This is a genomic window from Halosolutus sp. DAT137 (assembly GCF_059736405.1).
The window spans coordinates 131,381-156,832 of the sequence record NZ_JCAQID010000012.1; the positions used below are offsets into that span (position 1 = coordinate 131,381).

Annotated in this window: 25 protein-coding genes; 13 read left to right on the top strand and 12 right to left on the bottom strand. The window is 62.8% G+C overall.

Translation table 11 applies throughout. From position 1 onward, the window contains the following. Nucleotides 1–25: 25 nt before the first annotated feature. A complete protein-coding gene (locus AC6I6L_RS18990) occupies nt 26–619 on the bottom strand; it encodes a sulfite oxidase-like oxidoreductase (RefSeq protein ID WP_497919339.1) in 594 nt (197 codons plus the stop codon). Between the two features lie 356 nt (nt 620–975). Here AC6I6L_RS18990 and AC6I6L_RS18995 point away from each other — a divergent pair, with 356 nt between their 5' ends. Beyond that, on the top strand, nt 976–1,275 hold the full coding sequence (locus tag AC6I6L_RS18995) for a hypothetical protein (RefSeq protein WP_497919340.1): 300 nt from the start codon (nt 976–978) through the stop codon (nt 1,273–1,275). 209 nt (nt 1,276–1,484) lie between these two features. Continuing rightward, entirely contained in the window at nt 1,485–1,709 is a 225-nt protein-coding gene (locus tag AC6I6L_RS19000) for a ribbon-helix-helix domain-containing protein (RefSeq protein ID WP_497919341.1), read from the top strand. Here AC6I6L_RS19000 and AC6I6L_RS19005 read toward each other — a convergent pair. Then, nucleotides 1,706–1,891 (bottom strand): DUF7550 family protein, encoded by a 186-nt coding sequence (locus tag AC6I6L_RS19005; protein WP_497919342.1) that lies wholly within the window; start codon nt 1,889–1,891, stop codon nt 1,706–1,708. The genes AC6I6L_RS19000 and AC6I6L_RS19005 overlap by 4 nt on opposite strands. Nucleotides 1,892–2,091: 200 nt before the next feature. Between AC6I6L_RS19005 and AC6I6L_RS19010 the strand changes: the two genes are divergently transcribed. The 4 genes from AC6I6L_RS19010 to AC6I6L_RS19025 all read left to right on the top strand — a co-directional run bounded on the left by AC6I6L_RS19010 (nt 2,092) and on the right by AC6I6L_RS19025 (nt 6,117). Then, nucleotides 2,092–2,784 (top strand): hypothetical protein, encoded by a 693-nt coding sequence (locus AC6I6L_RS19010; RefSeq protein ID WP_497919343.1) that lies wholly within the window; start codon nt 2,092–2,094, stop codon nt 2,782–2,784. Next, nucleotides 2,781–4,187, top strand: coding sequence for a hypothetical protein (locus AC6I6L_RS19015; protein ID WP_497919344.1), 1,407 nt, complete (start codon nt 2,781–2,783; stop codon nt 4,185–4,187). Before AC6I6L_RS19010 ends, AC6I6L_RS19015 begins: the two co-directional genes overlap by 4 nt. Nucleotides 4,188–4,305: 118 nt before the next feature. Then, nucleotides 4,306–5,121 carry an imidazole glycerol phosphate synthase subunit HisF gene (hisF, locus tag AC6I6L_RS19020; RefSeq protein ID WP_497919345.1) on the top strand — a complete coding sequence of 272 codons (816 nt, stop codon included), beginning with the start codon at nt 4,306–4,308 and terminating at the stop codon, nt 5,119–5,121. A 135-nt stretch (nt 5,122–5,256) separates the two neighbouring features. Continuing rightward, nucleotides 5,257–6,117 (top strand): hypothetical protein, encoded by an 861-nt coding sequence (locus AC6I6L_RS19025; protein ID WP_497919346.1) that lies wholly within the window; start codon nt 5,257–5,259, stop codon nt 6,115–6,117. A 264-nt stretch (nt 6,118–6,381) separates the two neighbouring features. On the opposite strand, the gene AC6I6L_RS19030 is transcribed toward AC6I6L_RS19025, so the two are convergent. Continuing rightward, the gene (locus AC6I6L_RS19030; protein ID WP_497919347.1) at nt 6,382–6,666 is read right to left on the bottom strand and encodes a DNA-directed RNA polymerase subunit L; all 285 of its coding nucleotides are present in this window, start codon (nt 6,664–6,666) and stop codon (nt 6,382–6,384) included. 145 nt (nt 6,667–6,811) lie between these two features. On the opposite strand from AC6I6L_RS19030, the gene AC6I6L_RS19035 reads away from it, so the two are divergent. Beyond that, nucleotides 6,812–8,671, top strand: coding sequence for a rhomboid family intramembrane serine protease (locus AC6I6L_RS19035; protein ID WP_497919348.1), 1,860 nt, complete (start codon nt 6,812–6,814; stop codon nt 8,669–8,671). 81 nt (nt 8,672–8,752) lie between these two features. Here the strand turns inward: AC6I6L_RS19035 and AC6I6L_RS19040 are convergent, their stop codons facing one another. Then, nucleotides 8,753–9,391 carry an METTL5 family protein gene (locus AC6I6L_RS19040; protein WP_497919349.1) on the bottom strand — a complete coding sequence of 213 codons (639 nt, stop codon included), beginning with the start codon at nt 9,389–9,391 and terminating at the stop codon, nt 8,753–8,755. Between the two features lie 349 nt (nt 9,392–9,740). On the opposite strand from AC6I6L_RS19040, the gene AC6I6L_RS19045 reads away from it, so the two are divergent. Further along, on the top strand, nt 9,741–9,911 hold the full coding sequence (locus tag AC6I6L_RS19045) for a hypothetical protein (RefSeq protein WP_497919350.1): 171 nt from the start codon (nt 9,741–9,743) through the stop codon (nt 9,909–9,911). Between the two features lie 110 nt (nt 9,912–10,021). On the opposite strand, the gene AC6I6L_RS19050 is transcribed toward AC6I6L_RS19045, so the two are convergent. Together AC6I6L_RS19050 and AC6I6L_RS19055 are read right to left on the bottom strand one after the other, a co-directional pair. Beyond that, complete coding sequence (locus tag AC6I6L_RS19050; protein WP_497919351.1) at nt 10,022–11,044, bottom strand: disk-shape morphogenesis protein volactin; 1,023 nt, start codon at nt 11,042–11,044, stop codon at nt 10,022–10,024. A gap of 98 nt (nt 11,045–11,142) precedes the next feature. Then, nucleotides 11,143–12,051 carry a cell division protein CdpA domain-containing protein gene (locus tag AC6I6L_RS19055; protein WP_497919352.1) on the bottom strand — a complete coding sequence of 303 codons (909 nt, stop codon included), beginning with the start codon at nt 12,049–12,051 and terminating at the stop codon, nt 11,143–11,145. 205 nt (nt 12,052–12,256) lie between these two features. Between AC6I6L_RS19055 and dph2 the strand changes: the two genes are divergently transcribed. From dph2 to AC6I6L_RS19080, 5 genes are all read left to right on the top strand, one after another. Beyond that, nucleotides 12,257–13,306, top strand: a complete 1,050-nt coding sequence (gene dph2, locus AC6I6L_RS19060) for a diphthamide biosynthesis enzyme Dph2 (RefSeq protein WP_497919353.1) — start codon at nt 12,257–12,259, stop codon at nt 13,304–13,306. A 379-nt stretch (nt 13,307–13,685) separates the two neighbouring features. Next, complete coding sequence (locus AC6I6L_RS19065) at nt 13,686–14,366, top strand: DUF7344 domain-containing protein (protein WP_497919354.1); 681 nt, start codon at nt 13,686–13,688, stop codon at nt 14,364–14,366. Between the two features lie 114 nt (nt 14,367–14,480). Further along, nucleotides 14,481–15,320 carry an MBL fold metallo-hydrolase gene (locus tag AC6I6L_RS19070; RefSeq protein ID WP_497919355.1) on the top strand — a complete coding sequence of 280 codons (840 nt, stop codon included), beginning with the start codon at nt 14,481–14,483 and terminating at the stop codon, nt 15,318–15,320. Nucleotides 15,321–15,488: 168 nt separating this feature from the next. Continuing rightward, nucleotides 15,489–17,441: a midas domain-containing protein gene (locus AC6I6L_RS19075; RefSeq protein WP_497919356.1), complete on the top strand. Its 1,953-nt coding sequence runs from the start codon at nt 15,489–15,491 to the stop codon at nt 17,439–17,441. A gap of 58 nt (nt 17,442–17,499) precedes the next feature. After that, nucleotides 17,500–18,426, top strand: coding sequence for a phosphoribosyltransferase HisG-related protein (locus tag AC6I6L_RS19080; RefSeq protein ID WP_497919357.1), 927 nt, complete (start codon nt 17,500–17,502; stop codon nt 18,424–18,426). Nucleotides 18,427–18,718: 292 nt separating this feature from the next. Here AC6I6L_RS19080 and AC6I6L_RS19085 read toward each other — a convergent pair whose 3' ends face one another. The 6 genes from AC6I6L_RS19085 to AC6I6L_RS19110 form a co-directional block, all read right to left on the bottom strand. After that, on the bottom strand, nt 18,719–19,753 hold the full coding sequence (locus AC6I6L_RS19085; protein WP_497919358.1) for a tyrosine-type recombinase/integrase: 1,035 nt from the start codon (nt 19,751–19,753) through the stop codon (nt 18,719–18,721). Continuing rightward, a complete protein-coding gene (locus AC6I6L_RS19090; protein WP_497919359.1) occupies nt 19,746–20,174 on the bottom strand; it encodes a DUF5805 domain-containing protein in 429 nt (142 codons plus the stop codon). Before AC6I6L_RS19090 ends, AC6I6L_RS19085 begins: the two co-directional genes overlap by 8 nt. A 998-nt stretch (nt 20,175–21,172) precedes the next feature. Continuing rightward, the gene (locus tag AC6I6L_RS19095) at nt 21,173–22,747 is read right to left on the bottom strand and encodes a PH domain-containing protein (RefSeq protein WP_497919360.1); all 1,575 of its coding nucleotides are present in this window, start codon (nt 22,745–22,747) and stop codon (nt 21,173–21,175) included. Continuing rightward, a complete protein-coding gene (locus tag AC6I6L_RS19100; protein WP_497919361.1) occupies nt 22,744–23,232 on the bottom strand; it encodes a PH domain-containing protein in 489 nt (162 codons plus the stop codon). The genes AC6I6L_RS19095 and AC6I6L_RS19100 overlap by 4 nt, the downstream gene beginning before the upstream one ends. A gap of 163 nt (nt 23,233–23,395) precedes the next feature. Next, entirely contained in the window at nt 23,396–23,629 is a 234-nt protein-coding gene (locus tag AC6I6L_RS19105; protein ID WP_497919362.1) for an HVO_2901 family zinc finger protein, read from the bottom strand. Nucleotides 23,630–23,974: 345 nt separating this feature from the next. Then, on the bottom strand, nt 23,975–25,390 hold the full coding sequence (locus AC6I6L_RS19110; protein ID WP_497919363.1) for a class II fumarate hydratase: 1,416 nt from the start codon (nt 25,388–25,390) through the stop codon (nt 23,975–23,977). Nucleotides 25,391–25,452 lie beyond the last annotated feature (62 nt).

The window sequence follows — 25,452 nt, forward strand, 5'->3', positions numbered from 1 at the left end:
ACGAGCGCCCCTCTCTATGGCCCGTTCAGCAATACCGCTCTTCGCGCCACGGGTTCGCGGTCCGCGAGTAACCCCGTTTCTCCCAGTAGCCGCGGTGTGGGTCCGTGAGAAACTCGACGCCGTCGACCCACTTCGCACCCTTGTACGCGTACTTGTGCGGAGTGACGACTCGGAGCGGTCCGCCGTGGTCCGGAGACAGCGGGTCGCCGTCAGACGCCCACGCGAACAGTACACCTTCGCGAAGACAGTCCTCGAGCGGGAGGTCCGTGGTGTAGCCGTCCAGTGCCGAGAACAGGACGTGTTCGACCTCGTCGCGATCGATACCGGCGCGGGCCGCGAGTTCGGGAAACGGCACGCCCGTGAACTCGCAACCGAGCCGGCTCCAGCCGGTGACGCAGTGGAAATCCTGTCGTTGGGTTTCACTCGGCAGATCACGGAATTCCTCCCACGAGAAGCGACGCTCGGTGTCGACGGCACCGGTAACGGTGAACTCCCAGCGCTCCCGGTCCCAGGTTGGCGTCGCACCTTTCGAGAGGACGGGAAACTCGCTCGTTTCGTGTTGACCCGGTGGGAGCCGATCCTCGCCAAACTCCCGATAGCAGTCGGTGACGTCTTTCATATACGGCGTACCGTCCTCGGCGGACCTAACGCTGACGCTCTCCTCGGATCCCCACCCTCCTCGGATCCGGGCGCTGCCCGTCCCGAAAGACGGCGACCACGAGCGAGAGCGATCGCCGCCCGGTCGCACCCGCCACCGGCCTCGAGACACGGCATTCGCACCGAGACGTTTCATACTGAGTACGGGTACAGCGGGCAACGGCGTATCGCAATACGGGTTGGGGTGGAAACGAGAGATTGCCGGGCAGGCACCGGTGAAGAAACGAACCGGAACGGTCCACGAGGTCACACAACTCGGGGTTCCCCCTCGAAACCCTCGCCATCCCTTAGTAGCGTCTCACCGATCTTCTGTTCTGTATGGCTACGAGACAGCAGCTGTCAGAACGAGAGATGTCAGGAGAAGCGGCCGAAAAAGTCGGACAGGAAGCCATGGGTCCCGCTGCCCTCGCGTCGGCAGCGTCGGTCGGCCTCGCGTGGTACTACTTCTTTCTCCGCGGCGATCGAGAGCGGGGACTCTTCGTCGGACTCTGGCCGCCGACGATTCTCGCGTTCGCGAGCTACTTCAATCAGCGAAAGATGCGCCGCCAGCTCGATACCATTACCCAGCCCGGAACGACGCTGCGAAACGCGATCGACTCGATGATGGGTAATAAATAGGCCCGGTACCGGGCGTCACAGCGTCTCGATTATCGACTCGGGTCTTTCCGATCGGAACGGGCTGTGGCCGGAAGAGGACTCCGCCACGAGAGTCTGATCGATCGCCATCCGAATCGAGAAATAATCCTTTCCGTCCAGAGATGATTTCTTCGCGATCGGTGCAGATTCCCCGTCAGAGCTAAATACCCCCTCGCCGAAAGCCGAATCAGATGCCGAAAGTAGAGATCACCATTCCGGAGCACCTCGAGATGCAGATCGCGCAGATGGTCGAACGCGGCGAGTTCGTCAACCGCGAGGAAGCGATCGAGGACCTCCTGTCGACGGGCATCAAAGCCTACAAGACCAGCGGACCGATGGACGACGACGAAGCGGCGGGAGGCCCCGGACTCGAAGACGACGGGATGATGGGCCACGACGACGAGTACGTCTTTTAGATTGCTGTCAGGAGGGGAACGCCGAATATAATCGCGACGCCGATCGCGAACACGACGAAGCCGATACCGACGGCTCTCGACGAGTAGTCGCTCATCGGTGCAGTCGTTCGTTCGGCCTCCAGATCGTGGCCGACGTCGGCCGCCGAATCGTGATCCGCCGCGGGATCTGTATCGTCTGCCATAGTCGATCGTTTCCGTTTCAGGGCCTTAAAGACACCTACAGCGCGCGAGTCGATCGAACGTAGCGGCCGGCATCGAACCCGCCACGGGGTCGCGTACGCCGACTTGGAACTCGACTGGTGACCCGTTCGTCTACCTGTAGCAGTCAGAACAGGTCACAGAGTCACAACGTATTTACTGACAGGTATTGAACACTCTCCGAATGCCCTCCATTCACCTCTCCCGCAGACGGGTAGTCGCGACGGTCGGGTGCCTGCTCCCGGCGCTTGCCGGCTGTACCGGCACGGATCGATCGTCGACGACTTCGGACCACACCGCTACCGACGGAACCGAACCCATGCCGTCCGACGAGTTCGAGGTCCTGATGATTCGGTCGGAAACCGACACCGACGTGTTCGTCTACCCGGACGGCGAGTCGCCCGAGAGCGACGACCAGTCGGGCCCGCATACCACCCACGTCGAGTTCGTGCTATCCGCTGAGGATGCGGCGGCGCTCCGGATCGACGCCGACACGGGCGACGCCGAGGAGGCCCAAGCCTTCCTTCAGGAAACGGACTTCGAGACCGAATCGATCGTCGTCGAACAGCGACCGATCGAAGACTGCTACCGGCGACATCTCCTGAGCGTGCAGGCGAACGCGGACGACTTTCGCCGGCAGTACTGCCAGACGTTGAAACCCCCGACGGTGGCGTGTGACGCCGACGCGGAACTGATGGAGGCGATATTCGTCCGCGTCGATCGAGCGTACGACGAGAGTCCCTCCAGTCGGTCGGCAAGCGAAAGTATGTCGTGTCCAACCACGGTTCTCGACGGCGAGAGCGACGAAAACCGATCAGCCGGGAACCGGTCAGCAGAACACCAGTCGGCGGAGAGCCGATCGGCGGGGGAACGATGACCGACCAGCCGACGGACTCTCGGCGGCGGGTTCTGGCCGGGTTCGCGACGCTCGGCAGCGTCGCCGTTGCCGGCTGTAGCGCCCTTCCGTGGGACCGGAACGACGACCTGGCCTCCGGGCGGTTTACCCGGGCGACGGTTTCCGGGTTCCTGACCAACGAACCCGCCGTTCCCAACGTCGAGGAACCGTCTCCGGTTCAGCCGACCGAGAGCGCGGTGAACGACGAACTCGGACGCGTCGACGACCTGCTCGATGCCGTCCCGAACCCGATCGGTCCCGAAGACGTCCCGAACGGTGTCGTCCGCGAGGCGATCGCCGACCGGCGTGAGCGCGCACTCGAGGATCGATCGACGGCCGCCGCGGCTAAAAAGCGGCGCTACCACGCCTTGCGGACGACCCGAGACGCCCGCGACTCCGCTCGACGTGCCGCCACGACGCTCGCCGCGATCGACGCCGACAGGGAGTCACTGCGCGCGGAACTCGACGACGAACGACGCGCTGTTCGGGCCACGCTCACGGATCGACGCGACGAAACCGAGTACCGTGGCGGCGACGCTGCGGACGATCGGCTCCGTGCCGCACTGTTCTACGCCGACCTCGAGGCCGACCTCGAGACGGCGAGCCGGCGCGTCGATCGCCTGGACGTACGAGCTACCTCGAGTGCTGGACCCGCAGAGACCGTCACGACGGTCATCGACCTCGGGGATGAAGCCGGTGCTCTGGAGTTTGCGACGGCGACGGTCGCCGTTTGGGACCACTGCATCGATCGGTTCGACGCCGAGACGGCCGACCGCGTCGCGCTCGAACCGGTCTTTCGAGCGTCGATCGAGGCGTCGATCGATCGGGCCGAAGGGGTCGATCTCCCCGAGCAGGACGAGGACGACTGGCTCGCGGAGCTCGTCGACGGCGACGTCGAAACCGGCTTTCCCCAGACGCTCCTCTGGGATGCCGTCAGGCCCGTCTATCGCGCGCGTGACGGACTCGAAGACGATTTCGAGGCGGGACAACTCGGGTCGGCGCTGTCCGAAGCGCTCCGATTCGAGCTGGAACGCCGGGCGTTCGAGACCGTTCGCGATCGGTTCGAAGACGGCGACGTCGTGACCCCGGAGACGGTCGAGACGATCGCAACGGAGCGAGCGGCCGCAATTTCGGCCGCCGAAACGGCGATCGGCTCGGTGACCGGACCGTCGCTGGCTTCGGCTCGTCTGGCGGGACTGGCCCGCAGACTCGAGTGGACCGACCGATCGGTTCGGCGTGCGGGAGCGGGCGATCCGGACGTCTACGTTTCGCTGTCCCGAGAGTATAGCGAGTACATCTGCTTGCGAGCACGGTTCGAGGCGCTTCCCGCCGCGATGGACGCCGTTCGAAAGCCGCTACTCGAGGCCGACCACGGAGACGACTGATTACCGTAGTCCAACGGTGCGGGGCATGACGATCGATCGCTGCCGTACTACGGTTTCTTCGAGTGTTCGATCCAGACGGCTTTACTACCCCCAGTGCGAACCCCCATCCAGTTACCACATGGTATTGACCAAGCGAATCATCCCGTGTATCGACGTCGACCTCGACGAGGACGGGAACCCGGCGGTCTACACCGGCGTCCACTTCGAGGATCTCAAGTACACCGGCGACCCGGTCGAGATGGCGAAAGCGTACAACGAGTCGGGGGCCGACGAGTTCGTTTTCCTCGACATCACCGCCTCTGCGGACGGCCGCGAAACGATGCTCGACGTCGTCGAGCGCGTCGCAGACGAGGTTTTCATCCCGCTCACCGTCGGCGGCGGCATTCGGACCACAGAGGATATCAAGGAGACGCTCCGTGCCGGCGCGGACAAAGTGTCGATCACGACCGGCGCGCTCGAGCGGCCAGAACTGATCAACGAGGGTGCTCGTGCTTTTGGCAGCCAGTGTATCGTCATCAGCGTCGACGCCAGACGGCGCTACGACGGCGAGGGCGAACACTACGTCGAGATCGACGGCGAGTCCTGCTGGTTCGAGTGCACGAAAAAGGGCGGCCGCGAGGGAACCGGCGTCGACGTCCTCGAGTGGGCACAGGAAGCCGAGTCCCGCGGTGCCGGCGAACTGTTCGTCAACTCGATCGACAAGGACGGCACCAAAGACGGCTACGACCTGCCCCTGACGACCGCGGTCTGTGACGCCGTCGATACCCCGGTGATTGCCTCCTCCGGCTGTGGCGGCCCCGAAGACATGTACGACGTGTTCACCGAAGCTGACGCCGACGCCGGTCTCGCCGCTTCGATCTTCCACTTCGGAGAGTACTCGATCGAGGAGACGAAAGCGTATCTGAACGAGCGCGGCGTGCCCGTTCGATTGTAGGTCGACCAGACGAGTGGACGGTCCCCATCTCGCGTCGCCGCGAACCGATCGAAATCCGACTGTCCGTCGCCACAAATTGATTGCGGACCGCTGTATCCAATACGCTTATAGCTTCGCAGTCGTGGGTTTCTATCAGTGAAGTGGCGGTGTACGTGGTGTGGGAAACCGCACGCGGAAGACGATCCTCCCTGTAATGCCTGCGGGCACAACGCCTTCGAGGAGGCGATCGTTCGCGAGGACGGAGACCGGGGCGAGAGCGATGCCAACGCGGCGACCCGGCGAACGGTCGACACCGGGACGACCTACGTCTGGGTCTGTCCGAACTGCGGTCGGGATCACGTCAAGAACAACCCGCCCTGTTCGCGGTGTGGCAACCCGGATCTCGAAAAGACCGAACAGGACTACGCCGACGTCGATCGAGACCAGGCCGTTCCGGGCTGGCTCGAAGTCGCGAAACCGTACGCGCCGGTGTTCGCCATCGTCGGACTCGTCGTCCTCCTGTTTGTCACCGGCGTTCTTTCGCCGTCGCTCTTGCCGGGAATCGGGACGCCCTCCCCTCCGGACGCGCCGGGCGAGGGGACGGCAGCCGGCGGGCTGGATCTGGAGACCACCGAGCGATCGATTCACGAGCGACTCGAGGCCGAGCGCGAGAGCGCGGGTGAGCAATCGCGGTCGTACAACGACGGCCTTGCCGCCTTCGCCGAGTATCAAAACCGGTATCGCGTCGCCCTCGACTACGCCGACGAGGACCCCGAACGGCCGCCACATCCAGACGAGTTCGGCCACGAGTGCGCCGCCGACCCCGAGATCGGGCCGCTGACGCTCGATGCCGTCTCGATCGACGACTACGAGGACGAAGACGCGTTCGCGGCTGCACTCGCCGACACGCTGCTGTCACAGTTCGAGGACGCGACCAGAACAGGGTACGACGCGGAAGCGATCGACCTCCACGTCGCCCCGGACGATCGCGTCTACGTGATGTACGCCGTCTGTTAGCAGATCTTGAAACGAGGTCGGTGCCCGCACGCGGGTGTCGATATCGCCGGCCCTTGGAGATGGGTGGATCGCCGGCCCTTGGAGATGGGTGGATCGCCGGCCCTTGGAGATGGGTGGATCGCCGGCCCTTGGAGATGGGTGGACGTGACTTATGTCGTCGAGCGAACGGACGAACGTGGGTGCTGGTCGGCGTCGCTCGTCGAGACGGAGAACGATCGACGCAAAAATGAACTCGGCGAGTCCCGGAAGCGAAACGATAGAGATCTATGCGGCCGCCTCGAAGGCGTCGCGAAACGACGACGCCTTTTCGCGGACCGAAACCGCCGCTTCTTCGAGCGCTTCGAGAGGGTCTTTCCCGGTCTCGGTTTTGATCGTCAGAATGGGTTCGGTTTGGCCGCCCGACTGTTCGGGATTGACGTCGTAGGTCGCTGCACTCACGTCGTCGTGTTCGAGCAGTGCCCCCTTGAGGACGTTCATGAACGTGTGATCTTCTCCTGCAATTTCGATCGAGAGTTCGTTCTCGGTGCTCTCGGTGACCCGCAGTTCCATGGCGAACACTCCGCCCGTCTGCCGCTTGTACCTTTCGAAGGCGTCGCTGACCGGTTCACCGTCCGTTTCGAGCGGAATCGGTGTCCCTTCCCAACGCCCTCTCGGGAATGTAAACCACTATACGGATCCGGCCGAACGAACCACCATGGTTTCGGTCGCGACCGCCATCGCGGTTGCCCTCGCGGTGGCGCTACTCGGTTCGATCGCGATCGTCGGACGACTCGATCACTCCGGTCGTCGCTGGGGCGATCGTCTCCGGAGGCGACTGGTGATGGGCGTTCCCTGGGGGACGCTCGTGACGGTCGCGTTCGTCTTCTGTATCTACCTGTTCGTCCAGGACGGGATCACCGACTTTCAGACACCCGTGACAATCCCCTTCCGGGCGTGGTCGTACTTCTACCCGCTCGGGATGCTGATGGCGGGGGTGTCACACGCCGGGTCGAATCACTTGCTCGGTAACCTGATTGGGACCCTCGTCGTCGCCCCGATCGCAGAGTACGCCTGGGGCCATTACCCGGATGAACGGGGCTCGCAGTCGTTCGAATCGTGGCGAACGAACCCGTGGGTTCGAGCACTGTGTCTCTTTCCGCTAGCCGCGGTCGGCGTCGCCGTCCTCACGAGTCTCTTCGCGCTCGGTCCCGTCATTGGCTTTTCGGGCGTCGTCTTCGCGTTTGCCGGTTTCGCGATCGTCCACTACCCGATCGTGACGATCATCGGGACCATCGGCGTGCAAGGACTGCTGTTTACGATCCTGCGCGCGCTGCAGTCGCCGATCGCCGTCTACGTCGCCCAGCCCAGTCCGCCGGGACCGCCGTCGTGGGCGACGATCGCGATCCAGGGTCACGCTCTCGGTTTTTTTACCGGGCTCGTCCTCGGGGTACTCGTTCTCAGACGGCGAAACCGGCACCCCGAGGTGTTTCACGTCTGGCTCGCCGTGTTACTGTACGGGTTCTCGAAATCGCTGTGGGCCATTTACTGGTTCGGCGGCGAGAATCGGTACATTCTCTACCGCGGTCCCGGCGTCCTTGTCGTCACCGTGCTTGCGCTCGTCGCCACCCTCGCGATCGCGGGGCCCAGTACGCCGCTGATCCCGGACCGACTCGGGGGAGCGTGGCAACGGCTCCGGCGGACTCGATCGTCCGCGCCCGACTCGGCCGCACCCCGTCGCGTTTCCGCCGCAGTGTCCCGCGTTCTCGAACTCGGCGTTCCGACGCGGTCGACGGGGAGCCACGACCCCGACGGCGGACCGATCGTCGCCCGACCCGATCGACTTCGGGCGATCGTCGATGGTGGCCGAACGGCCGACTCGCGATTCACAGAGCTAACACACAAACGAGCGGCGTTTCTCGCCGTTCTCTGCGTCTTCGCGGTGATAGCGGGGATCGCGATCCCGGTCAACCTCCTGGTGTTCGAGGGGGCGGCGGCCTCGGGGCCGACCGTCGAAATCGAAGACTACACCATCACCTACGCCGAGGGCGTCGAGAACCGACTCGTCACCGGGTTCGACGCCGGACCGTTTCAGGAGGACCTGCAACTCGAATCGAGCGGCGTGATCGTCGCCAGCGAGCAACGCCAGGTCTGGCTGGAGGCGGTCTCCGCCCAGCGCCTCGCGTTCACCGGCGAGGAGACCGTCCACGTCGGCGGCCCCGGCTGGCGGGAGGCCGTCCACGTCGAGCGATCGGGGTGGGAACCGGCCGGCAACGACACGGTGTATCAGGTCTGGCTCTGGGAGGACGACGGCGACCACCAACTCGCTCACGAATCGAACAGTTCGCGTGCCGACGTGCGGATCGACGATCGGACCGTGACGATCGCGCCCAACGACGGCGAGTTCGTCCTCGAAGTCGAATCGACCGAGACGACCGGTGTCGACGTCGCCCAGCTCCCCGCGGGGAACGAAACCACCGAGGCCGGCGGGCTCACCTTCGAGCGCGACGGGGAGACGGTGTACGCGAGCAACGGCGGGACGGAGGTCGCGATCGCCCGCGAAGAGACGTACAACTAGGCGGTTTGCTCTGCCGGTTTCGGCGTGACCCACTCCACGGCTCGCACCACTGCCAGTTCTCCGGCTCTCGACGCACGTTGCTCACTGACGCTCGTCTGTCTGCCACTCGATCCGGAACACCTCGGCCTGCAGGGTCCGTTCGCTCGCCGTGTGGAAATCAAATCGGTGGTCGATCGGCAGCGGGGCCCTGAACGCGTGGGTCACCGTCGCGCCGTGATCCGCCGCGAAGGATTCGACGAACGACTGGCTCTCCTCGTTGTGAATCGTATACGAGACGGCAGCGATCTCGGAAGCTGTCTCGAGAAAGGCCCGGTCAGCGTGGCGATTGCCATGCTGCGCGCCGAACGGGGGATTCGAGACGACGGTTGCCTCCCGCACCGAGAACGGGTGGTGCGTGACGTCGCCGCGAACCCAATCGATCGCTCCTGCTCCGCCCACGGTCGCTGCGTTTCGACGCGCCAGGTCGAGCGCCTCCCGAGCGAGATCGACGCCGACGACGCGAGCTGCACCCGCAAGCGACGCGGCGATCGCAAGCATTCCCGTCCCGGTTCCAAGGTCGAGGACCGGGCGATCGAGGTCCTCCTGAAGGCCGGCGAGATGGGCGATGTGGGCGGCGAGGTCGGCGGGAGTGAGATACTGTTCGAGCGACGCGGTGGGGTCCGAAAAGTCCTCGACACCCTCGAGCTGACGGGCTAGCGTTCGCCGGGAGAGATCGGGCATGGCTGTCTCAGTGTGCGGGTTCTCCACGCTTGCTCGATCCCACGCTGTATCTACGACGCGGCCGTGGCGCGATCGATTCCGGAGACGACCCATCGGGTACGCCGATCGCGGCGTCTGCCGGTCGACCCTGGCCAGTCGTCGGTTCGGCGTCGGACGTGGCGCTCGTGCTCATTATTGCGGGAGACGCGAGCGGGACGCAAAAGCGTGGTGAATACCCGATCGAGCCAGCAGCCAGGGGCTAACCACTGGATTGCAGGGGAAACTCGATCGCCCCGCCAGTTCGTAGCGCGCATGGAAATTTCGTGACAACAATAACTAGAGTTAAGGCTGTACCGTGTCAGAGAGACGTATGGACCAGTGTCCACGGTGCCAGGGAACCCTCGAGGAACTCTCGCTGGGTGACGTTTCGACCGTGACGTGTCCACACTGTAGCTACGCGGACATCCCGGTCGATCACGATCGACCGCCGGAAGACCGAGAGTCCTGGCGAGACGCGTTCAACCGATTTTACGAGGAGTGACGGACTCTCGAAGAACGATCGCCGTAGCGACTACCATCGCGCGCTGGAACGATTCGAGCCGGTGCTCGGAATCGATCGGAACCGCAAAAACGAGGGGGTTTTTGGTCGCGTTACTCGTTTGCCGGAGCCGCTTCGGCTTCCTCTTCCTGATCGATGTCCTCGTCGGAGCGGGCAGCGACGAGGCCACCGCGGGCCACGCTGTAGAGCGGTTCGTTCGCGTGCGTGACGCCGCTGATCGAGAACGGAATGTTCGCGTCCTCCAGGTGGTCACGGAACAGTGCCTCGAAGCCCGAGGGACTCGAGGTGCCGCCGGTGACGACGACCGGCACGTCGAGTCCTTCCTCGACGTCCTCTTCGTCGACTTCCTGGACGATGTTGTCGATCACGTAGTCGAGCAAGTTCTCGTAGTAAATCGAGAGGGCACCCTCGACGCCGCCGACGTCGGTCGTAAAGTCGAGTTCGAAGTCGTCTTCTTTGATCGACGTGACCTTGTCCACCGGCGTACCCGTTGCACGGGCGGCCTGCTCGTCGACCCAGTCGCCACCGCGGGCAACGGAGAACTTCATGACGGGCACCGCGTAGTAGGACAGACAGACGTTCGTCATCCCGGCACCGAAGGAGATGCCGAGACCGGTGAAGTTGTTGTCCGCGAGTTCGCTGTAGATGACGGACATCCCCTCGTTGATCGGTTCAGAGTCGTACCCCATATCGTCTAAGAACGACTCGATCGTCTTCTGGTGATATAGCGTCGAAAGATCCGAATCGATCGGGTCCGCCGGCGACGAGAAGTAGAGTTTCTCGTCCGGATAGGCGGGTTCCCCGACGACCTGTTCGATGATGAGTTTCATCATCGGAATCGCGCTCTTTTCGTCGTTCGAGAGGATCCCGTGTTTCATCGGTCGACGGGTTTCCTTATTGAAAATGTTCGCGAAGTTGAGGGCATCGTCACCGACGACGTACACTTTGTCATCCTTTCGGATGTGAAGCACTTCACTTCGCGAGAGCATCTGCTCGGCCATATCCGAGTACTCGATCTCTACGAAGGAGTTTCGCTGCTGCACGAACACCGTGTCGTTTCCATCCTGCTGTGCAGACAGGATGTTCATCGTTCCAACGTCTAGGCCTTTGGCCATAGTTGGGCAAGGCCACTGACGGATTATAAATCTATGTGCCTTTTTTACACACGACAACGGTTCTCCCGCAAACGAAGATTTCCGCGGCTAACCACGGGTTACTTTCGACCGACGAGTTCCCGAAACCGCTCCCGGAGCGTCGCGAGAGCGGACGGCGAATCATCACCCTCAGCCGAGGCCGCATCCTCCTGGCGCTGTTGTTCGCGAAGTTGTTTTAATTTCTGGGTCTGGTCGTCGACCGTCGCGCTCGAGGTCGTCGTCTTGGTTTCGCCACCTTTCAATCCCTTCAGACCGGCGACCTGCTGGTCGACGCCCGTCGATCGGGTCGTCTTCGTCGCCGCGCTGTCCACGTTGACGTCGTCGAACTCCTGTTCGGAGAACGTGAGTCGCGTGTGCTCGGTCTTCTCGACGCCGCCCCAGGAGAGTTCGACGCCGTCCATCGCGTCGTCGATGTCCCGTTGGATCTCCGCGTCCGTGATTTCGGGGTCGTCCTTTGCGTCTTCCTCGTCGACATCGACCCGTTCGGCGGCACGAGCCATATCGAGATAGTGGGCGATCAGCGCGGCACCGGTGGAGGCGGTAATCCCGGCGAGTCCGACGGCGTACACCCCGACGACCTGGGCGGTGTAGTCCGCGCCGTATCCGTTCCAGTCGTCCGGGTAGGCGAATAGAAAGCCGCCGACGGCGACGATCGCGACGGCTACGCCAGCGATCGACGTGTACACCACTCGCTGTTCGGCCGGAAGCAAGACGACGATCCCGAGCATTAACACCGGCAGGGCCACCATGACGAGTGCGTACGCGGGCTGTGCCCACGCGATATGTGCCCCCGACCGCGGCTCTAGCGTGGAACTCCACAGGAACAGTACGAGCGCGACGATCGCCAGCCCGATGCCGCCGAGGAATAGACCGAAGCCCACGTAGACGTCGGTCCGGTCCTCCGGTTCGCCGATGTACTGGCGATAGAGGTCGAAGAGATAGCCGTCCGAGGGCGGTTCCGCTGCCATAGAACCCGGTTTAGACTCCAGTACTATGACTGTTGGGTCGGGTGACTGGTTCCTTCGAACTAACGTCAAACCGATCCACAGTCGATGGAACTGTCACAGGAGACGGACGATCTGGTACCCCACGAGATGTGCTGGTAGACAGGGCTACCGGTCAGTCGATAGCGGAAGCGTCGCCGTTATACGTTCGTGGCTGTAACAACGGCCAATGAGCCAGGAGCCGGAGTACAGCGAAGGAGACCTCCGCAAGACCGGAATGCGTCTCAAGCACGATCGCGAGTGGGACTACGAACTCGAGCAGATCGTCGAGGCGATCGAGGAACGAGACGCGACGAAGGTCGGGTTGCAGTTCCCCGAGGGACTCAAACGGCGCGGGCCGGCCGTCGCCGACGACCTTCGGGAACTCGCCGGCGACGACGTGACGTTCATGCTCTCGGGTCAGCCGTGTTACGGAGCCTGCGACCTCGACACCTACCTGATGAAACGCACCGACGTCTTCGTCCACTTCGGCCACTCGCCGATGAAGGACACGGACAAGGTGATCTACGTGCCGCTGTTTTCGAACGTCGAGGTGCTTCCGATCATGGAGGAAGCACTGGATACCCTCGAACCGCCCGAGGAAACCGGCAGCGTCGGTCTCGTCACCACCGCCCAGCACATGAACCGCTACGACGAGATGCGCGAGTTCCTCGAGGATCGAGGGTACGAAGTTCACAGTCGTCGCGGCGACGATCGACTCACCCACGAGGGACAGGTGCTCGGCTGTAACTACGCGAGCGCGGACGTTCCCGCGGATCAGGTCCTCTACGTCGGCGGCGGGAAGTTCCACCCGCTCGGACTCGCGATGGAACACCCCGACAAACACGTCGTCATCGCCGATCCGGTCAACAACGTCGTCACCGTCGCGGACACGGAGAAGTTCATGAAACAGCGCTACGGAGCCGTCCATCGCGCGATGGACGCCGAGAAGTGGGGCGTCATCTTCTGTACCAAAATCGGCCAGGGACGCTGGGAGACCGCCCAGAAGATCCTCGACGACAACGACAACGCCTACCTGATCACGATGGACGAAGTCACCCCCGATCGGCTCCGCAACTTCGATATGGACGCGTTCGTCAACACCGGCTGTCCCCGAATTACCACCGACGACGGCCCGCAGTTCCACAAGCCGATGCTCACCCCCGGTGAGTACCGGATCGCCGTCGGCGACGAACCGCTCGATAGCCTCTCGTTCGACACCTTCCACGGCACCTGGTGATCTCCGACACTCCTGTCTCCAACTCACGTCCGAACCAACCGCCGGTCCAGCACTTGAACAACCGACCGCTCAGATCTACAGGCTGGGCAGGCCGAGCGCCTCGGGGTCGTTCGGAAGATCTTGGATCTTCCGTGATAGCGAGAGGGCGTTGCTCTCTCGAACCACTCGACCCCGAGGCAGTTGACACGCGTCGGAACCCGCCGCCTCTCCCGACGATACGCTTTTGACACGTTTGTGCCCCTTTCGCCACAGATACAGTATAATCACGTGAAACGTTCGTATTTATAATATATTATCCACTATAAGTCTCCAGTTGTGAACGGAAGCCAACGCTATTTGGGCGAGCGTTTTTGCTCCATCCGTTCTGACCAGCAGTCGTATGACAACCACGCGCCGCAGTCGATCGAGCGACTCCCTCGACGGGCTCTTTCGTGCCCTCTCGACTGGACGCCGGCGAGCAATCGTCCGTCTTGCCGACGAGCGGTCCGGAATCGCGCGGGACGATCTCGCTCGACAGCTCGCGGCGGCGACGACGGAGTCTCGTCCGGGGACGGTACCCGTCGAGGACGAACGGCGAGTACGGATCGCGCTCGAACACAGCGATCTCCCGGCACTGCGCGACGCCGGCGTGATCGCGACGCGAGGCGATCGCGTCGTCACGATCGATCGCCCCGATGTCGATGCGATCGAGACTCTGATCCGAGACCGGCCGTCCGCGGAACTCGATCGCATCTGCAGAGCACTCGGAGACGCCCGCCGCCGAGCGATCCTGTCGATCCTCGAACGGCAAGATGGTCCGGTCTCGATCGAAACACTGGCCCAAGCGGTTGCCGACCGGGACTCCCGACGTGGACGATGGGACACCGCTCGCGTCGACGCGGTGCTCGTCGAACTCGTCCACGTCCACCTCCCGGTGCTCGACGACGCCGGGTTCGCCGCCTACGACGAGCAGACAGGTCAGGTCGCGGACGAGGGACATCCTGCGGTGCCGACCGACTGGCTCGCCCCGGAAATCGAGTCGGATGGCGACGAGGACCCGGCGGTCGACGTTACTACGTAACCGACTATCCAGCGATCGACGGTACTACGTAACCGGTTCGCAGTTGTCCGATCGCCACCGTCCAGTTCGACGAAGACGGTAACACTTACCCAGTCGGTCCCCAGACGTTGCAGTATGACACAGTCTCGAAGCGATTGGGGGGCGTGGCTCGTTCGTGACATCGAAGCCGCCGACCCGGATGGTGTAGCGATCTGGTATCTCGGCTGCAACGGCTTCGCAGTGAAAGGCAGTGGGGGAACGACGCTCTTTATCGATCCCTACGTCGGACTCGGAGACCCGCCGCGAACGGTTCGAATGATTCCCGTTCCGTTCGATCCAGAAGACGTCACCGAAGCCGACGCCGTCCTCGCGACTCACGAGCACACGGACCACGTTCACGGCCCGAGTCAGGCCCCGATACTCGCGAACACCGGTGGGGAACTGTACGCGCCAGACGACAGTCTCGCGGTCGCGCGCGAAGACGAAAATTGGACCGAGGAGTGGGACGTGAGCGAGGATCAGTTCACCGAACTCGAGGAGGGCGACACCCTCGAAATCGGTGAGTTCACGCTCCACGTCGAAGACGCCTACGACCCCGACGCGACGCACCCGGTCAGTTACGTTATCGAACACGACGCGGGGACGTTCTTCCACGGCGGCGATACGAAACCGTCCGAGGAGTTCGAGCGCATCGGCGCGGAGTACGACCTCGATCTCGGTGCACTCGCGTTCGGCACTGTCGGTCAGGTTCCGGACAAACAAACCGGCGAGCCCAAACGGACCCGCTGGTACAACGACGAGAATCAGATCGTCGAGGCGGCCGCCGACCTACAACTCGATCGGCTCCTGCCGAGTCACTGGGATATGTGGCGCGGCCTGACCTCGGACCCGAAGGTGCTCTACCACCACGCCAAGAGTTTCCAGTTTCCGAACCGACTGGAACTCGTCGAGATCGGTGATCGCGTCGACCTCTAATCCGAACCGGCGCTCGAACGCGATACCGAACACCTTTTGTGGAGTCGTCTGGCCCCGGTCCAGTTTCGAGGAACCGTGGCCCAGCACCGACGATCGGTCTCTAGTACGAGATCCTGACAGTGAGTCGGCCCGTACAATTTATAATAATGGTATGGTAACGTTGGGAGCATGAGTAGTAGCGCCGACACGGACGACGTAATCGAGGTCACTGCGGACGGGTTGACGGTCCGCAAGACGTTCGCGGCGGACGAGTTTCCCGTCCCCGCGATCCGGTTCGAGATCCGTTCGGACCACGACGACGAAGCGACCGTTCGACTCTCCGAGGAGATTCCGGAGTCGTTCCCGATGGACAACGTCGGATTCCACCCCGACTATCACAGCGACAACTGGACCGCGTTCCAGGACAACCACATCGAGTTCACCGGCACGGTCGGGGCGGGCGACGAACTCGTCACCGTCTACGGCATCCGCATCGACGACGAGAGCGAGGCCGTACAGTTTCTCACCGAGCCGACGATCGTCGACGTGAGTGCAGAGAGCGACGGCGAGAGCGAAAGCGACGCCGAGGAAATCGACGACGACGTCATCGGCAGCATCGTCGACGAGGACCGCAACCAGCCCGTAAAGGACATGCTTTCGGGCACCGCCGACGGAGTTCCGGGTCTCGAGGACGACGAAGGCGGCGAGAGTGGAACCGAGTCGGCGGGCGGGGAAGCCGAGGAAGAGAGCGAAGATCCGACGGTCGTGACCGACGACGCCGACGGTCTCGACCTCGATCTGGGCGACGTCGATACCGAACCGCAGCCGGTTGCGGACGACGAGTCGGACGCAGACGACGCACCCGACATCGACCTCGGGTTCGACGACGACGAGATACCGGAACCAGACGACCAGTCGGCCACCGACGCCGACGACGAGGACCTCGAAATCGATCTCGGAACCGAGGACGAAGCGTCCGAGGACGGCGAGGACGCAGACGACGAACCCGCGATCGACCTCGAGATCGACTCGCCAGCAGCGTCTGAGGAGGACGGCGAAACCGGTATCGATTCCGAGAGCCAAGAAGACGTCGACACTACTGAGACGATCGAGACCGGAGAGACCGACGACGAACCGGCAGCCGACGACCCCGAGACCGAATCGGTGGCTGACGACGAACCGGCAGCCGACGACTCCGACAGCGAACCGGCCGATGACTCCAAGGGAACCGACGACTCGGAGGATATCGATGACGCGCCAGTGGATGACGCTGTAGATGCTGACGACGCGCCAGTGGATGACGCTGTAGATGCTGACGAAGAAGCCGACGACGACGCGACGGACGAACTCGAAACAGATGCGCAACCAGAGACAACTGACTCCGAAGTCGACGACCTCGATATCGACGACCCTGTAGCGGTCGACGAGTCGTCATCCGACGGAGCCGACGACTCTGAAACGGCCGACTCGACCGCGGCCGACGCGTCAGCGACCACCACGACCGAGACGGAGACGAAACCTACAACGCCGCCGGAACAGCCCGAATCGATCGCGTCCCAACTCGCTACGGAACTCAGAGAGGAAACGGTCGACGACGACGAACTCGCGGTGCTTCGCGAGGAACTCGAATCCGAGCCCTCGGGCGCCGAGCAGGCGAGATTCGACCACCTCCAGTCACGAGTCGAGGAAGTTGCCGCCTACACCGACGCGCTCGAAGCGTTCCTCGACGAACACGGCACGGGAGAACAGCTGATCGAGGAGTTCAAGCAGGAACTCGACGCGTTCGAGTCCGATCTGACCGCGATGGACGAGCGGCTCACCGGAACGGAGGATCAGGTGTACGATATGGAAGACACCGTCGAGGGGCTGACCGAGCGAACCGACGGCATCGAAACCGATCTCGAGGAGGTAACGGACGAGGTCTCAGATCTCGAAGGCGACGTCGGCGGCCTCGAAAGCGACGTCGACGAACTCGACGACGGGCTCGATTCCCTTTCGGAGAACGTCGACGATATCGATGCCGACGTCGAGGACATAGAAGACGACGTCGAAGAACTCGAGGACGACCTCTCGGCCGTTCGCGAAGACGTCACCGACATTCAGGAGTGGCGTGACCAACTCGGCTCGATGTTCTCGGGGTAATCCGGCTCGAATTCGCGAAGCGCAACGCGTTTATCCGTTCCAAGTCGAGCATTGATCGATGGGCGAGACGATCCCGATCGCGGTTCCGCGGAAAGGACGACCACTCGAGTCGGTCCTCGACCGACTTGCGCGTCGACTCGACGCGTCACCGCTTGCGGACGACATTAGTTCGACGCTCCGTCACGAAAAGGCACTCACGAAGGGGGCGATCACCCCCGACGAAGCCAACGTGTACCATCGTCTCGCCGCCTACAGCTCCGTCGACGATCCCACGGCACCGGAGTATACGCTCTTGCGCGACGATCGAGCGGGAAAGCCCCGACGGATCGTCTTCGACAGCGTCACGATTCCGATCGAGGGTATCGACGGCGTTCCGGACGGTACAGAGATTCAGTTGATCGGCCGCGAGGAGCCGTTTCGAGCGCTCCGAACTCACGAGTTCGCCCTGGGATTCGACAGCGCCGACCTGGTTCTGGAAGAGGTCGTCGAACTCCGGCCCGAGCCACTCGACCGAATCGCCGAGATCAATGCGCGAATCAACCCCGCTGACACCGACGTTCGCGTCGTCACCGGACTCGGGGATACCGTCTACCACACGCTGATGGCAGACCCCGAGGTCGTTCCCGCATCGGCGTCGCTCGATCGAGGGTTTCTCGAGAGCTACGACGGCCCGTTGTGTATCGAACCGCGATACGAACGGCTCGTTCAGGCCGTCCTCGGGACGCAGGCCCTCGAGGACATCTCCTTCGAGTATCCACCCGAGGGCCGCGAAGAAGAGGCGGCGATCGTCGACACCGGGCTCGGCGTCTATCTGACCATGACCGGGTCGACGGCCCGCGAACATGGGCTTCTTCTGGGCGAGCAACTCTTCCCCAGCGAAACCGTCATGCTCGAAACCACCCCGGAGGTGACGGTCCCGATCGAGACCGTTCGATCGGTACTGGCCGATGGCATCGAGGAGACCGAACTCGCGATCGGGCGGTAGTAGTCCCGACGTCGTCCCACCAGTGGACGCGGAGCGATAGTCACGGAGCGGGGATTTCTATCGATCATCGAAGAGTGGTACCGTCCGCTCTCGACCCGGTGACTCCAATTTCGATATAGCGACATAAGATATATTTGTGGAGTGTCGATCACTGAGACATCGTTCAGCACTTCCAGTAGTTCCGGAAGTCGGCCACTGACACCGCCGGGGCCGATCGCACTCGATCCGTTCACACGGTTGCGATCGTAGCAGATCCAGCTGCCCCCTCACTCGAAAGCGGTGAGTCCGTCCGCTACTCGCCCGAAAGCGAATAGATGTGTTCGAGATAGGTCTCCCGGACCCGATCGCCCCAGTTGTGCGTGTAGGTATCGATCACGTCGCTCGCGACGTCGCCCCGGAGGTACTGGACGATGCCGCGATCGCCGGTTCGATCGCGGAGGTGCGTAGTGAAAAAGTGCCGGAAGTAGTGGGGGGTTACGTTCTCGGAGGCTCCGCCACCGGTTCGGTACCAGCCAGCGTCCCTCGCATAGCCTTCGACGACGTGGTGGACGACATTAGGCGTAAGCCGCTGCCCCCAGCGGTCTGCCGTGCCGACGAACAACGGCTCCGCAACGCCCGGTCCCCGCTGTGGCGTGTCCGGCCGAACGGCGAGCCAACGGACGAGCACCGCCTTGAGCTCGTCGTCGATCGGAACGACGGTTTCCCGTTTGCGCTTGTTCGATGCTTGCCGTCGCTCGCCGCCGGATTCCTGTCCGTAGCTGTGTTCCGAGGAGACGAATATCGAATCCGGCCGCCCCGCGATATGGGCGCGGGGCTGCCACGTTCGAGCCTCGTGGTCGAGGTTGATATCGATCAGATCGAGGTTACAGCATTCGCCGGCCCTGATGCCAGTCTTCAGCAGCGCCACGACGAGCGCTCGGTGAAGCGGGTGCCGGATGCCCCCGACGAACGATCGCATCTCCCCGAGGGTAATATCCCGGCGCGTCGGGTTCGATTCGATCGACTCGTTCATTTCCTCGAGGACGACCGTCATCGGGTTGTCCTCGGCGTGACCGACACGTTCGAGGTAGCTGTAGAACCGGTTAAGATACGACGCGTAGGTCGCGACGGTACTGTCGGAGTGTGTCGCTCGCAGTTCGTGCACCCACGCCATGCAGTCTCTGTAGCTGGCCTCCGGGGGCTGTGTGTCGAATCGATCGGTGAGAAACGCCTCGTAATCCGTCAGCACGCGCTCGTAGGCCGCTGCAGTCCGTTCGTTGCGGCCGTGGTGTTCGATGTCCTGCAGGAAGTACTCGACCGTGTTCTGACGCTGTGTGCCGTCACTCATCGGTCGTGAGTACGTAGCCCCCGTCTCGTCCACTGTACCGGATCAGATTCTCGTCTTGGAGTTCCTGAATCGTCGCGTCGAGTTCCGCCTCGACGTCGTCGATCAGGGCATCGACGAGGTCGTCCCAGCCGAGTGGCCCCTGCCGATCGAGCACGGCCAGGATTCGATCCCCGAACTCCTCGTCTGCATCGACGGCCCCGGACTGGGCACCACCGGACTCGGCTTCACCGTCCGAGCCAGGGGGCGTGGTGGTCTGTCCACCGAACGCCGACGGAATCTCGAACGACTGTCGTCCCGCCTGAACCATCGTTCGCACGAACTCACTCTGACTCATTTCGAGATCATCAGCGTGCTCTCGCCAGCGTTCTTTTTGATACCGCGGCACGTACGTCTTCACCGCAACTCGATCGTCGTCGGCCATACCAACAGTCGCTCACCGAAGTCACTTCAATTTACCCCACATTCACAAATAAGGGCATTTATTTCGATTTGTAGCCCTGCAGTTCGCCCCCGTTCGACGGCATATTTTCCAAGATGGTCCTGCAAAACAGGGGAAGATAGTCCTACATTAGAAAATAAAGGCACGTCGGGCTGGAGGTAACGAGCAGCGTCTCGAACTCGCTCTCTCTTCGATCGAGACCGAACCGAGGTTGGGGCGAAACAATTGTTTTTCCGATGTTTTCTGGAAGGTGGTTTTCCCCGCTTGTACCCCCGGAGTAACACCCCGAAAACCGGTCTCCAGAATTCGGTGAAAATTGCCGATACCCCACGACTACCCTCACCCATCATATCTAATATTTGATAATATCGTCGAGTAGCGGGGGTGACCGAGCATCACCGCAACAGCCGGACGATGAACGTGCTACTGGCCACCCATCGACTAGACCAGTTTGAGGTAGTCGTGAACGCGGATGGAATCGGATCGCGACGTCGCCGGACGAGCACCGACCGGTACCGAACGGCCGTAACCGGTGTAGGGTGAGTATCGAAGACGGCGTGATACTGCGACCAGCGTATAGCTCTCCCCACTCGAGACATCGTGACCGCAAAGCTGGTATCGAGTGATCACACCGGATCGGCCCAGAAACGGCCACATTTCGGGCCACCGTCGGTGGGAGAACGGAGGATCGGATCGAGCGTTACCGGCGTCCGGCCCGATCATGTTTGTGGAACGATTCCACACGCTGTACGCAGTCGAGCACCGACGGGAGACGCTGGCGGCCTAAACCAATGTCACGAGTATGCACGACACCGAAGCACCAGCGATCGAGGCGAGAAAGACAGTTTTGCGGTAAGTTGCCCCCACGAAATAGAAACGCGGATCGAATGCTGCTGACGCGTGCCGCCCGAACACAAATAAATCCTATGGCGCGATATCCAAATGGCGGCGATCCGACTCGAAGCCGATCGAACCGACCCTCACGAGGCGGACTCACTGCCATCGTCGTCGCTCTCACCCAGGCCGAGCCACTGGTCTCGGACGCGATCGCGCCCGCGCGCCTGCAGTTGCTTCTGAAGCCCCGATTCGATCGTTCGCTGTAACTCGAGACCGTCCTCGGCGTCGACGTCGTACGCAGTTCCGGCGCGGCCGAGAAACGCGGCCGAACTCGCGGTGTCGGCAGTAACGCTTGCGAGTCGCCGTCGGCGCTGGAACACCGACTGGGTGTGCACCACCGACTGAACGCGGTAGTGTGGGACGACCTTGGTCGTCCGTCGCCAGAAGCCGGTGCGCGTGAGGAGATACCGATCATCGACCTGGTGACCCCGGTTCGACCACTTCAGGTGCGCTCCGATCGGGACGAGACCGGCGAGCACGGCGAGGGCGTACCAGGGCCCGGAGATGGCCGTGACGCTCGTCGCCAGATAGCCGGCAGCGACGACGATCGCGACGACGAGCAGATATCGAACGGCGTAGCGCTCCCTCGCACGCGTCGGGGGTCGCTCGAACGCCAGATCCTCGTCGAACGGTTCGATCGATCGGGCGAGTTCGAGGACCCGATCGCGGCCGGCGAGCGGGATCGCGGAGTCGGTGCCGCGATCGCCCTGGCCCGGCGCATAGCCTGCTGTTTCGACGGCCAGGGCACCGTAGCCGAACCACCGAAACGGGATACGCTCGGTTATTGTGAGCGTCTGGATTTTATCCAGCGGAATCGTCCCACTGTAGCGCTGGAGCAGCCCGCGTTCGTAGTAGAGTTCGTCGTCGACGCGCGTGAGTCGAAAGCCGTAGTAGCGGTTGAGCGTCAACAGCGCGCTGACGAGCCAGGCTGCGACCGCGAACAGGATCACAGCCCACAGGATCGCGAACAGGCCGGTACCGGGAAGCCCGTCGAGCAGTCCGAACGGGATCACTGTTATCGGATCGAACCCGCTTGCAAACGAAAGGGCGATCCCGCCGAGGAGGGTCGCGCCCGGATCGATCGTGAACGCACTCAACACCGCGAGTTCTCGCAGCTGTAACTCGAAGAGCAGTTCCTCGTCGGTGGGGTCGTCACTTCGAACGCGATCGCGTCTGCCGTCGACAGCCGCGTCAGTGGCGTCTTCGTCCGTCTCAGGATCTCGCTCACCCTCTCGAAGCCGTCGTCGCAGGCGGCGGGCTTCCGCTTCGGAGACGTACTGCAGGGTCACTTCCGTCTGTCCCCCACCTGCGGTCTCGACGTGGACCGCGGCGAGTCCGAGCGCGCGGCTGAACACGGACTGTCTGATGTCGACGTTCTGGATTCGACGAAGGGGAACTTCGCGGTCCCGGCGAGCGAGTACGCCGGAGGTGACGTCGAACGTGTCGTCGGTAAGTTCGTACCGGAACCGCTGGTAGTAGGCGAACTCGTAGACGAAGCCGACGAGGATACCGAGAACGACCATGCTGCCGATCAGCGCGAGGTTCGCCGTTGCACTCCCCGGGGCTGCGACGAGTCCGATCACGAAAAACATCAGCCCCGTGTTCAGGCTGCGCGAGAGCGATCGGACGGCGATCGACGCGGGGTGGAGCTGTCTCATACCGCGTCTTCACCCTCGCTCTCGATCGCGAGTCGGCGCAGTTCCTCTCTCAGCCCCTCGGCGCGCTCCGGCGTCAGTCCGGGGATGGCCACGTCCGCACTCCGAGAACCGGCCGTGTAGACGACCATCGTCGCCAGGCTGGTGGTCCGCTCGATAGGCGACTGCCGGGAATCGACGTGCTGGACGCGAACGTAGGGGACGACGGTTTTGATGCGAGTAAAGACGCCCCGCTCGATATAGAGACCGTCGTCCTGGACCTCGAAGCGCCAGACGGCATAGCGAAGCCACGCGACGATCGTTCTAACGAGTCCGAGTGTCACAGCAAGGCCGACGGCAGCCGGGACGAGCCATCCGGGTTCGTTCTCCCAGATGGACGTTTCGGCGACCACGAGTGCGCCGCCGACGATGATCCCGCCGAAAATCAGCGACCGGACGGCAGCCAGAACGAGCCAGACGACGCGGACCCGCGGAGTGAGTCGTTCCATACGTCGCGTACGGACAGTGTCCGAATAAAGAATGGGAACGCCCACGAAACGTCCCAGTACGGTCGAACACACAGACGGATTCGACTTGCCCCAAAGTCTGGACCTGTGACGTCCTCACACGTCGAATCCGGAAAACGAAAACCGTGCCGTAACGGGTCGGCGCTCAGTGTGTTGCGGTACGAACGTCCTCGACGTTGAACAGGTCTTCCTGAAGACCGTCACCCTCGCAGTCGTCGTTCGGACAGGTATAGTGCCAGCCGTCTTTCGTCGCTTCGGCCTCCCGGAACCGATCGCCACATACCTGACAGAATAGTTGTCCTTTCCGGCAGGTGTCCCGGTGTAATTCGAGGGCAAGCTCCGTCTGAAACGACTGGTTGCAGTTACGACAGGTGTGCATATTACGTCAGACGATAGCCTCCGTAAAAACTGCTTGGGTTCTTTTATTACGTTCGTTTTCGCCGTGATTCGGCGTCACTGTACCGATTTTGGATCGACCCCTCGGGAAGAAAGAACCACAGGAAATCCAGTTTACTCGGTTGCGTGTTCAACGGGTTCTGTCACGTGTCGTTTGCGAGAGGGTATATGGTGATGGTTCCCACGAACCAATGTCGAATATAGTATACTTGGGTGGTCGAGACGTTCGACGGACCGATCGCGGTGGGGACGATCGAAACGGGTTGGAATCTACCGGCAATCGGCAGTCATCGGTCGTTAGTCGACAGTCCTCGGCCGTCGACCGCCGTTAGTCGTCCTGTCCAAGAATGCCGCGTTCGGTCATCTTTCGGGGGTTGAGTACCTCGTCGGCTTCCTCCTCGTCGAGATACCCCTTTTCGAGGACGACCTCGCGAACCGTCTTGTTCTCTTTGAGTGCGGTCTTTGCGACCTCGCTCGCCTTGTCGTAACCGATGTGGACGTTGAGCGACGTCGCGAGCGCCATCGACTGCTCGACCTGCTCCTCGCAGTGCTCGCGGTTGGCTTCGAGCGGGTCGACGAACCGATCGGCGAAGACCTGGCTCGCGTTGGAGATGAGTTCGGCGGACTGGAGGAAGTTGTGCGCGAGGACTGGTTTGTAGAGGTTGAGGTCGATCTGGCCCTCGGCAGCGCCTGCGGCGACGGCGGCGTCGTTGCCCACGACCTGCTTGTGGACCTGATTGACGGCCTCCGCGACGACCGGGTTGATCTTGCCGGGCATGATCGAGGAACCGGGCTGGTTCTCCGGCTGTTCGATCTCACCCAGTCCGTTTCGCGGCCCGGAGGCGAGCAATCGCAGATCGTTGGCGATCTTGTTCAGCGAGCCCGCGACCACGCGGAGCGCACCGTGCGCTTCCGACATCGCGTCGTGGGCGGCCTGGGCCTCGAAGTGATCGTCGGCTTCGCGGAACTGGACGCCCGTCTCCTTCGTTATGTACTCCGCGGCGCGGCCGGGGAACTCCTCGTGAGTGTTCAGCCCCGTTCCGACCGCGGTGCCGCCGAGGGCGAGTTCCGCGAGGTGTTCACGAACCTTGTCGACGCGGGAGAGACCCTTTTCGACCTGCGTGCGGTAGCCGCCGAACTCCTGGCCGAGCGTCACGGGCGTCGCGTCCTGGAGGTGCGTCCGGCCGGTCTTGACGACGTCGTCGAACTCCGCCTCCTTGGCCTCGAGCGCCTCTCGGAGGGTATCGAGTGCTGGAATGACGTCCTTCTCGATCGCTTCGAGGGAAGCGACGTGCATCGCCGTCGGGATGACGTCGTTGCTCGACTGGCCGTAGTTGACGTGGTCGTTCGGGTGGACGACTCGATCGCCGACTTCTGCGCCCATGATCTCGGCGGCGCGGTTGGCGATGACCTCGTTCGCGTTCATGTTCGATGACGTTCCGGAACCGGTCTGGAAGACGTCGACGGGGAACTGGTCGTCGTGTTCGCCAGCGATGACCTCGTCTGCGGCCTCGATGATCGCCTCCGCGACGTCGTCGTCGACCAGGCCGAGGTCGCGGTTCGCCTGTGCGGCGGCCTTTTTCACGACTCCGAGGCCGCGGACGAACCGGCGTCCGAAGCTGATTCCCGAGATGGGGAAGTTCTGAATCGCTCGCTGGGTCTGTGCGCCCCAGTAGGCGTCGGCCGGGACCTGCATTTCGCCGAGGCTGTCCTCCTCGATACGGAACTCGTCGTCTGCTCCCATACGCGGGGGGTCGCGGGCAGTCAGGTAAAAACCACCGAAAGGGGTCGCGTTCCGGCGTCGCC

Excerpts from the sequence above, each read along its gene's own strand:
- AC6I6L_RS19065 (WP_497919354.1), top strand. The coding sequence starts at position 13,686 with ATGACAACCACGCGCCGCAGTCGATCGAGCGACTCCCTCGACGGGCTC.
- hisF (WP_497919345.1), top strand. The coding sequence starts at position 4,306 with ATGGTATTGACCAAGCGAATCATCCCGTGTATCGACGTCGACCTCGAC.
- AC6I6L_RS19045 (WP_497919350.1), top strand. The coding sequence starts at position 9,741 with ATGGACCAGTGTCCACGGTGCCAGGGAACCCTCGAGGAACTCTCGCTG.
- AC6I6L_RS18995 (WP_497919340.1), top strand. The coding sequence starts at position 976 with ATGGCTACGAGACAGCAGCTGTCAGAACGAGAGATGTCAGGAGAAGCG.
- AC6I6L_RS19070 (WP_497919355.1), top strand. The coding sequence starts at position 14,481 with ATGACACAGTCTCGAAGCGATTGGGGGGCGTGGCTCGTTCGTGACATC.
- AC6I6L_RS19035 (WP_497919348.1), top strand. The coding sequence starts at position 6,812 with ATGGTTTCGGTCGCGACCGCCATCGCGGTTGCCCTCGCGGTGGCGCTA.
- AC6I6L_RS19030 (WP_497919347.1), bottom strand. The coding sequence starts at position 6,666 with ATGGAACTGCGGGTCACCGAGAGCACCGAGAACGAACTCTCGATCGAA.
- AC6I6L_RS18990 (WP_497919339.1), bottom strand. The coding sequence starts at position 619 with ATGAAAGACGTCACCGACTGCTATCGGGAGTTTGGCGAGGATCGGCTC.
- AC6I6L_RS19055 (WP_497919352.1), bottom strand. The coding sequence starts at position 12,051 with ATGGCAGCGGAACCGCCCTCGGACGGCTATCTCTTCGACCTCTATCGC.
- AC6I6L_RS19040 (WP_497919349.1), bottom strand. The coding sequence starts at position 9,391 with ATGCCCGATCTCTCCCGGCGAACGCTAGCCCGTCAGCTCGAGGGTGTC.
- AC6I6L_RS19080 (WP_497919357.1), top strand. The coding sequence starts at position 17,500 with ATGGGCGAGACGATCCCGATCGCGGTTCCGCGGAAAGGACGACCACTC.
- AC6I6L_RS19085 (WP_497919358.1), bottom strand. The coding sequence starts at position 19,753 with ATGAGTGACGGCACACAGCGTCAGAACACGGTCGAGTACTTCCTGCAG.
- AC6I6L_RS19050 (WP_497919351.1), bottom strand. The coding sequence starts at position 11,044 with ATGGCCAAAGGCCTAGACGTTGGAACGATGAACATCCTGTCTGCACAG.
- AC6I6L_RS19105 (WP_497919362.1), bottom strand. The coding sequence starts at position 23,629 with ATGCACACCTGTCGTAACTGCAACCAGTCGTTTCAGACGGAGCTTGCC.
- dph2 (WP_497919353.1), top strand. The coding sequence starts at position 12,257 with ATGAGCCAGGAGCCGGAGTACAGCGAAGGAGACCTCCGCAAGACCGGA.
- AC6I6L_RS19075 (WP_497919356.1), top strand. The coding sequence starts at position 15,489 with ATGAGTAGTAGCGCCGACACGGACGACGTAATCGAGGTCACTGCGGAC.
- AC6I6L_RS19095 (WP_497919360.1), bottom strand. The coding sequence starts at position 22,747 with ATGAGACAGCTCCACCCCGCGTCGATCGCCGTCCGATCGCTCTCGCGC.
- AC6I6L_RS19005 (WP_497919342.1), bottom strand. The coding sequence starts at position 1,891 with ATGGCAGACGATACAGATCCCGCGGCGGATCACGATTCGGCGGCCGAC.
- AC6I6L_RS19010 (WP_497919343.1), top strand. The coding sequence starts at position 2,092 with ATGCCCTCCATTCACCTCTCCCGCAGACGGGTAGTCGCGACGGTCGGG.
- AC6I6L_RS19015 (WP_497919344.1), top strand. The coding sequence starts at position 2,781 with ATGACCGACCAGCCGACGGACTCTCGGCGGCGGGTTCTGGCCGGGTTC.
- AC6I6L_RS19090 (WP_497919359.1), bottom strand. The coding sequence starts at position 20,174 with ATGGCCGACGACGATCGAGTTGCGGTGAAGACGTACGTGCCGCGGTAT.
- AC6I6L_RS19110 (WP_497919363.1), bottom strand. The coding sequence starts at position 25,390 with ATGGGAGCAGACGACGAGTTCCGTATCGAGGAGGACAGCCTCGGCGAA.
- AC6I6L_RS19000 (WP_497919341.1), top strand. The coding sequence starts at position 1,485 with ATGCCGAAAGTAGAGATCACCATTCCGGAGCACCTCGAGATGCAGATC.
- AC6I6L_RS19100 (WP_497919361.1), bottom strand. The coding sequence starts at position 23,232 with ATGGAACGACTCACTCCGCGGGTCCGCGTCGTCTGGCTCGTTCTGGCT.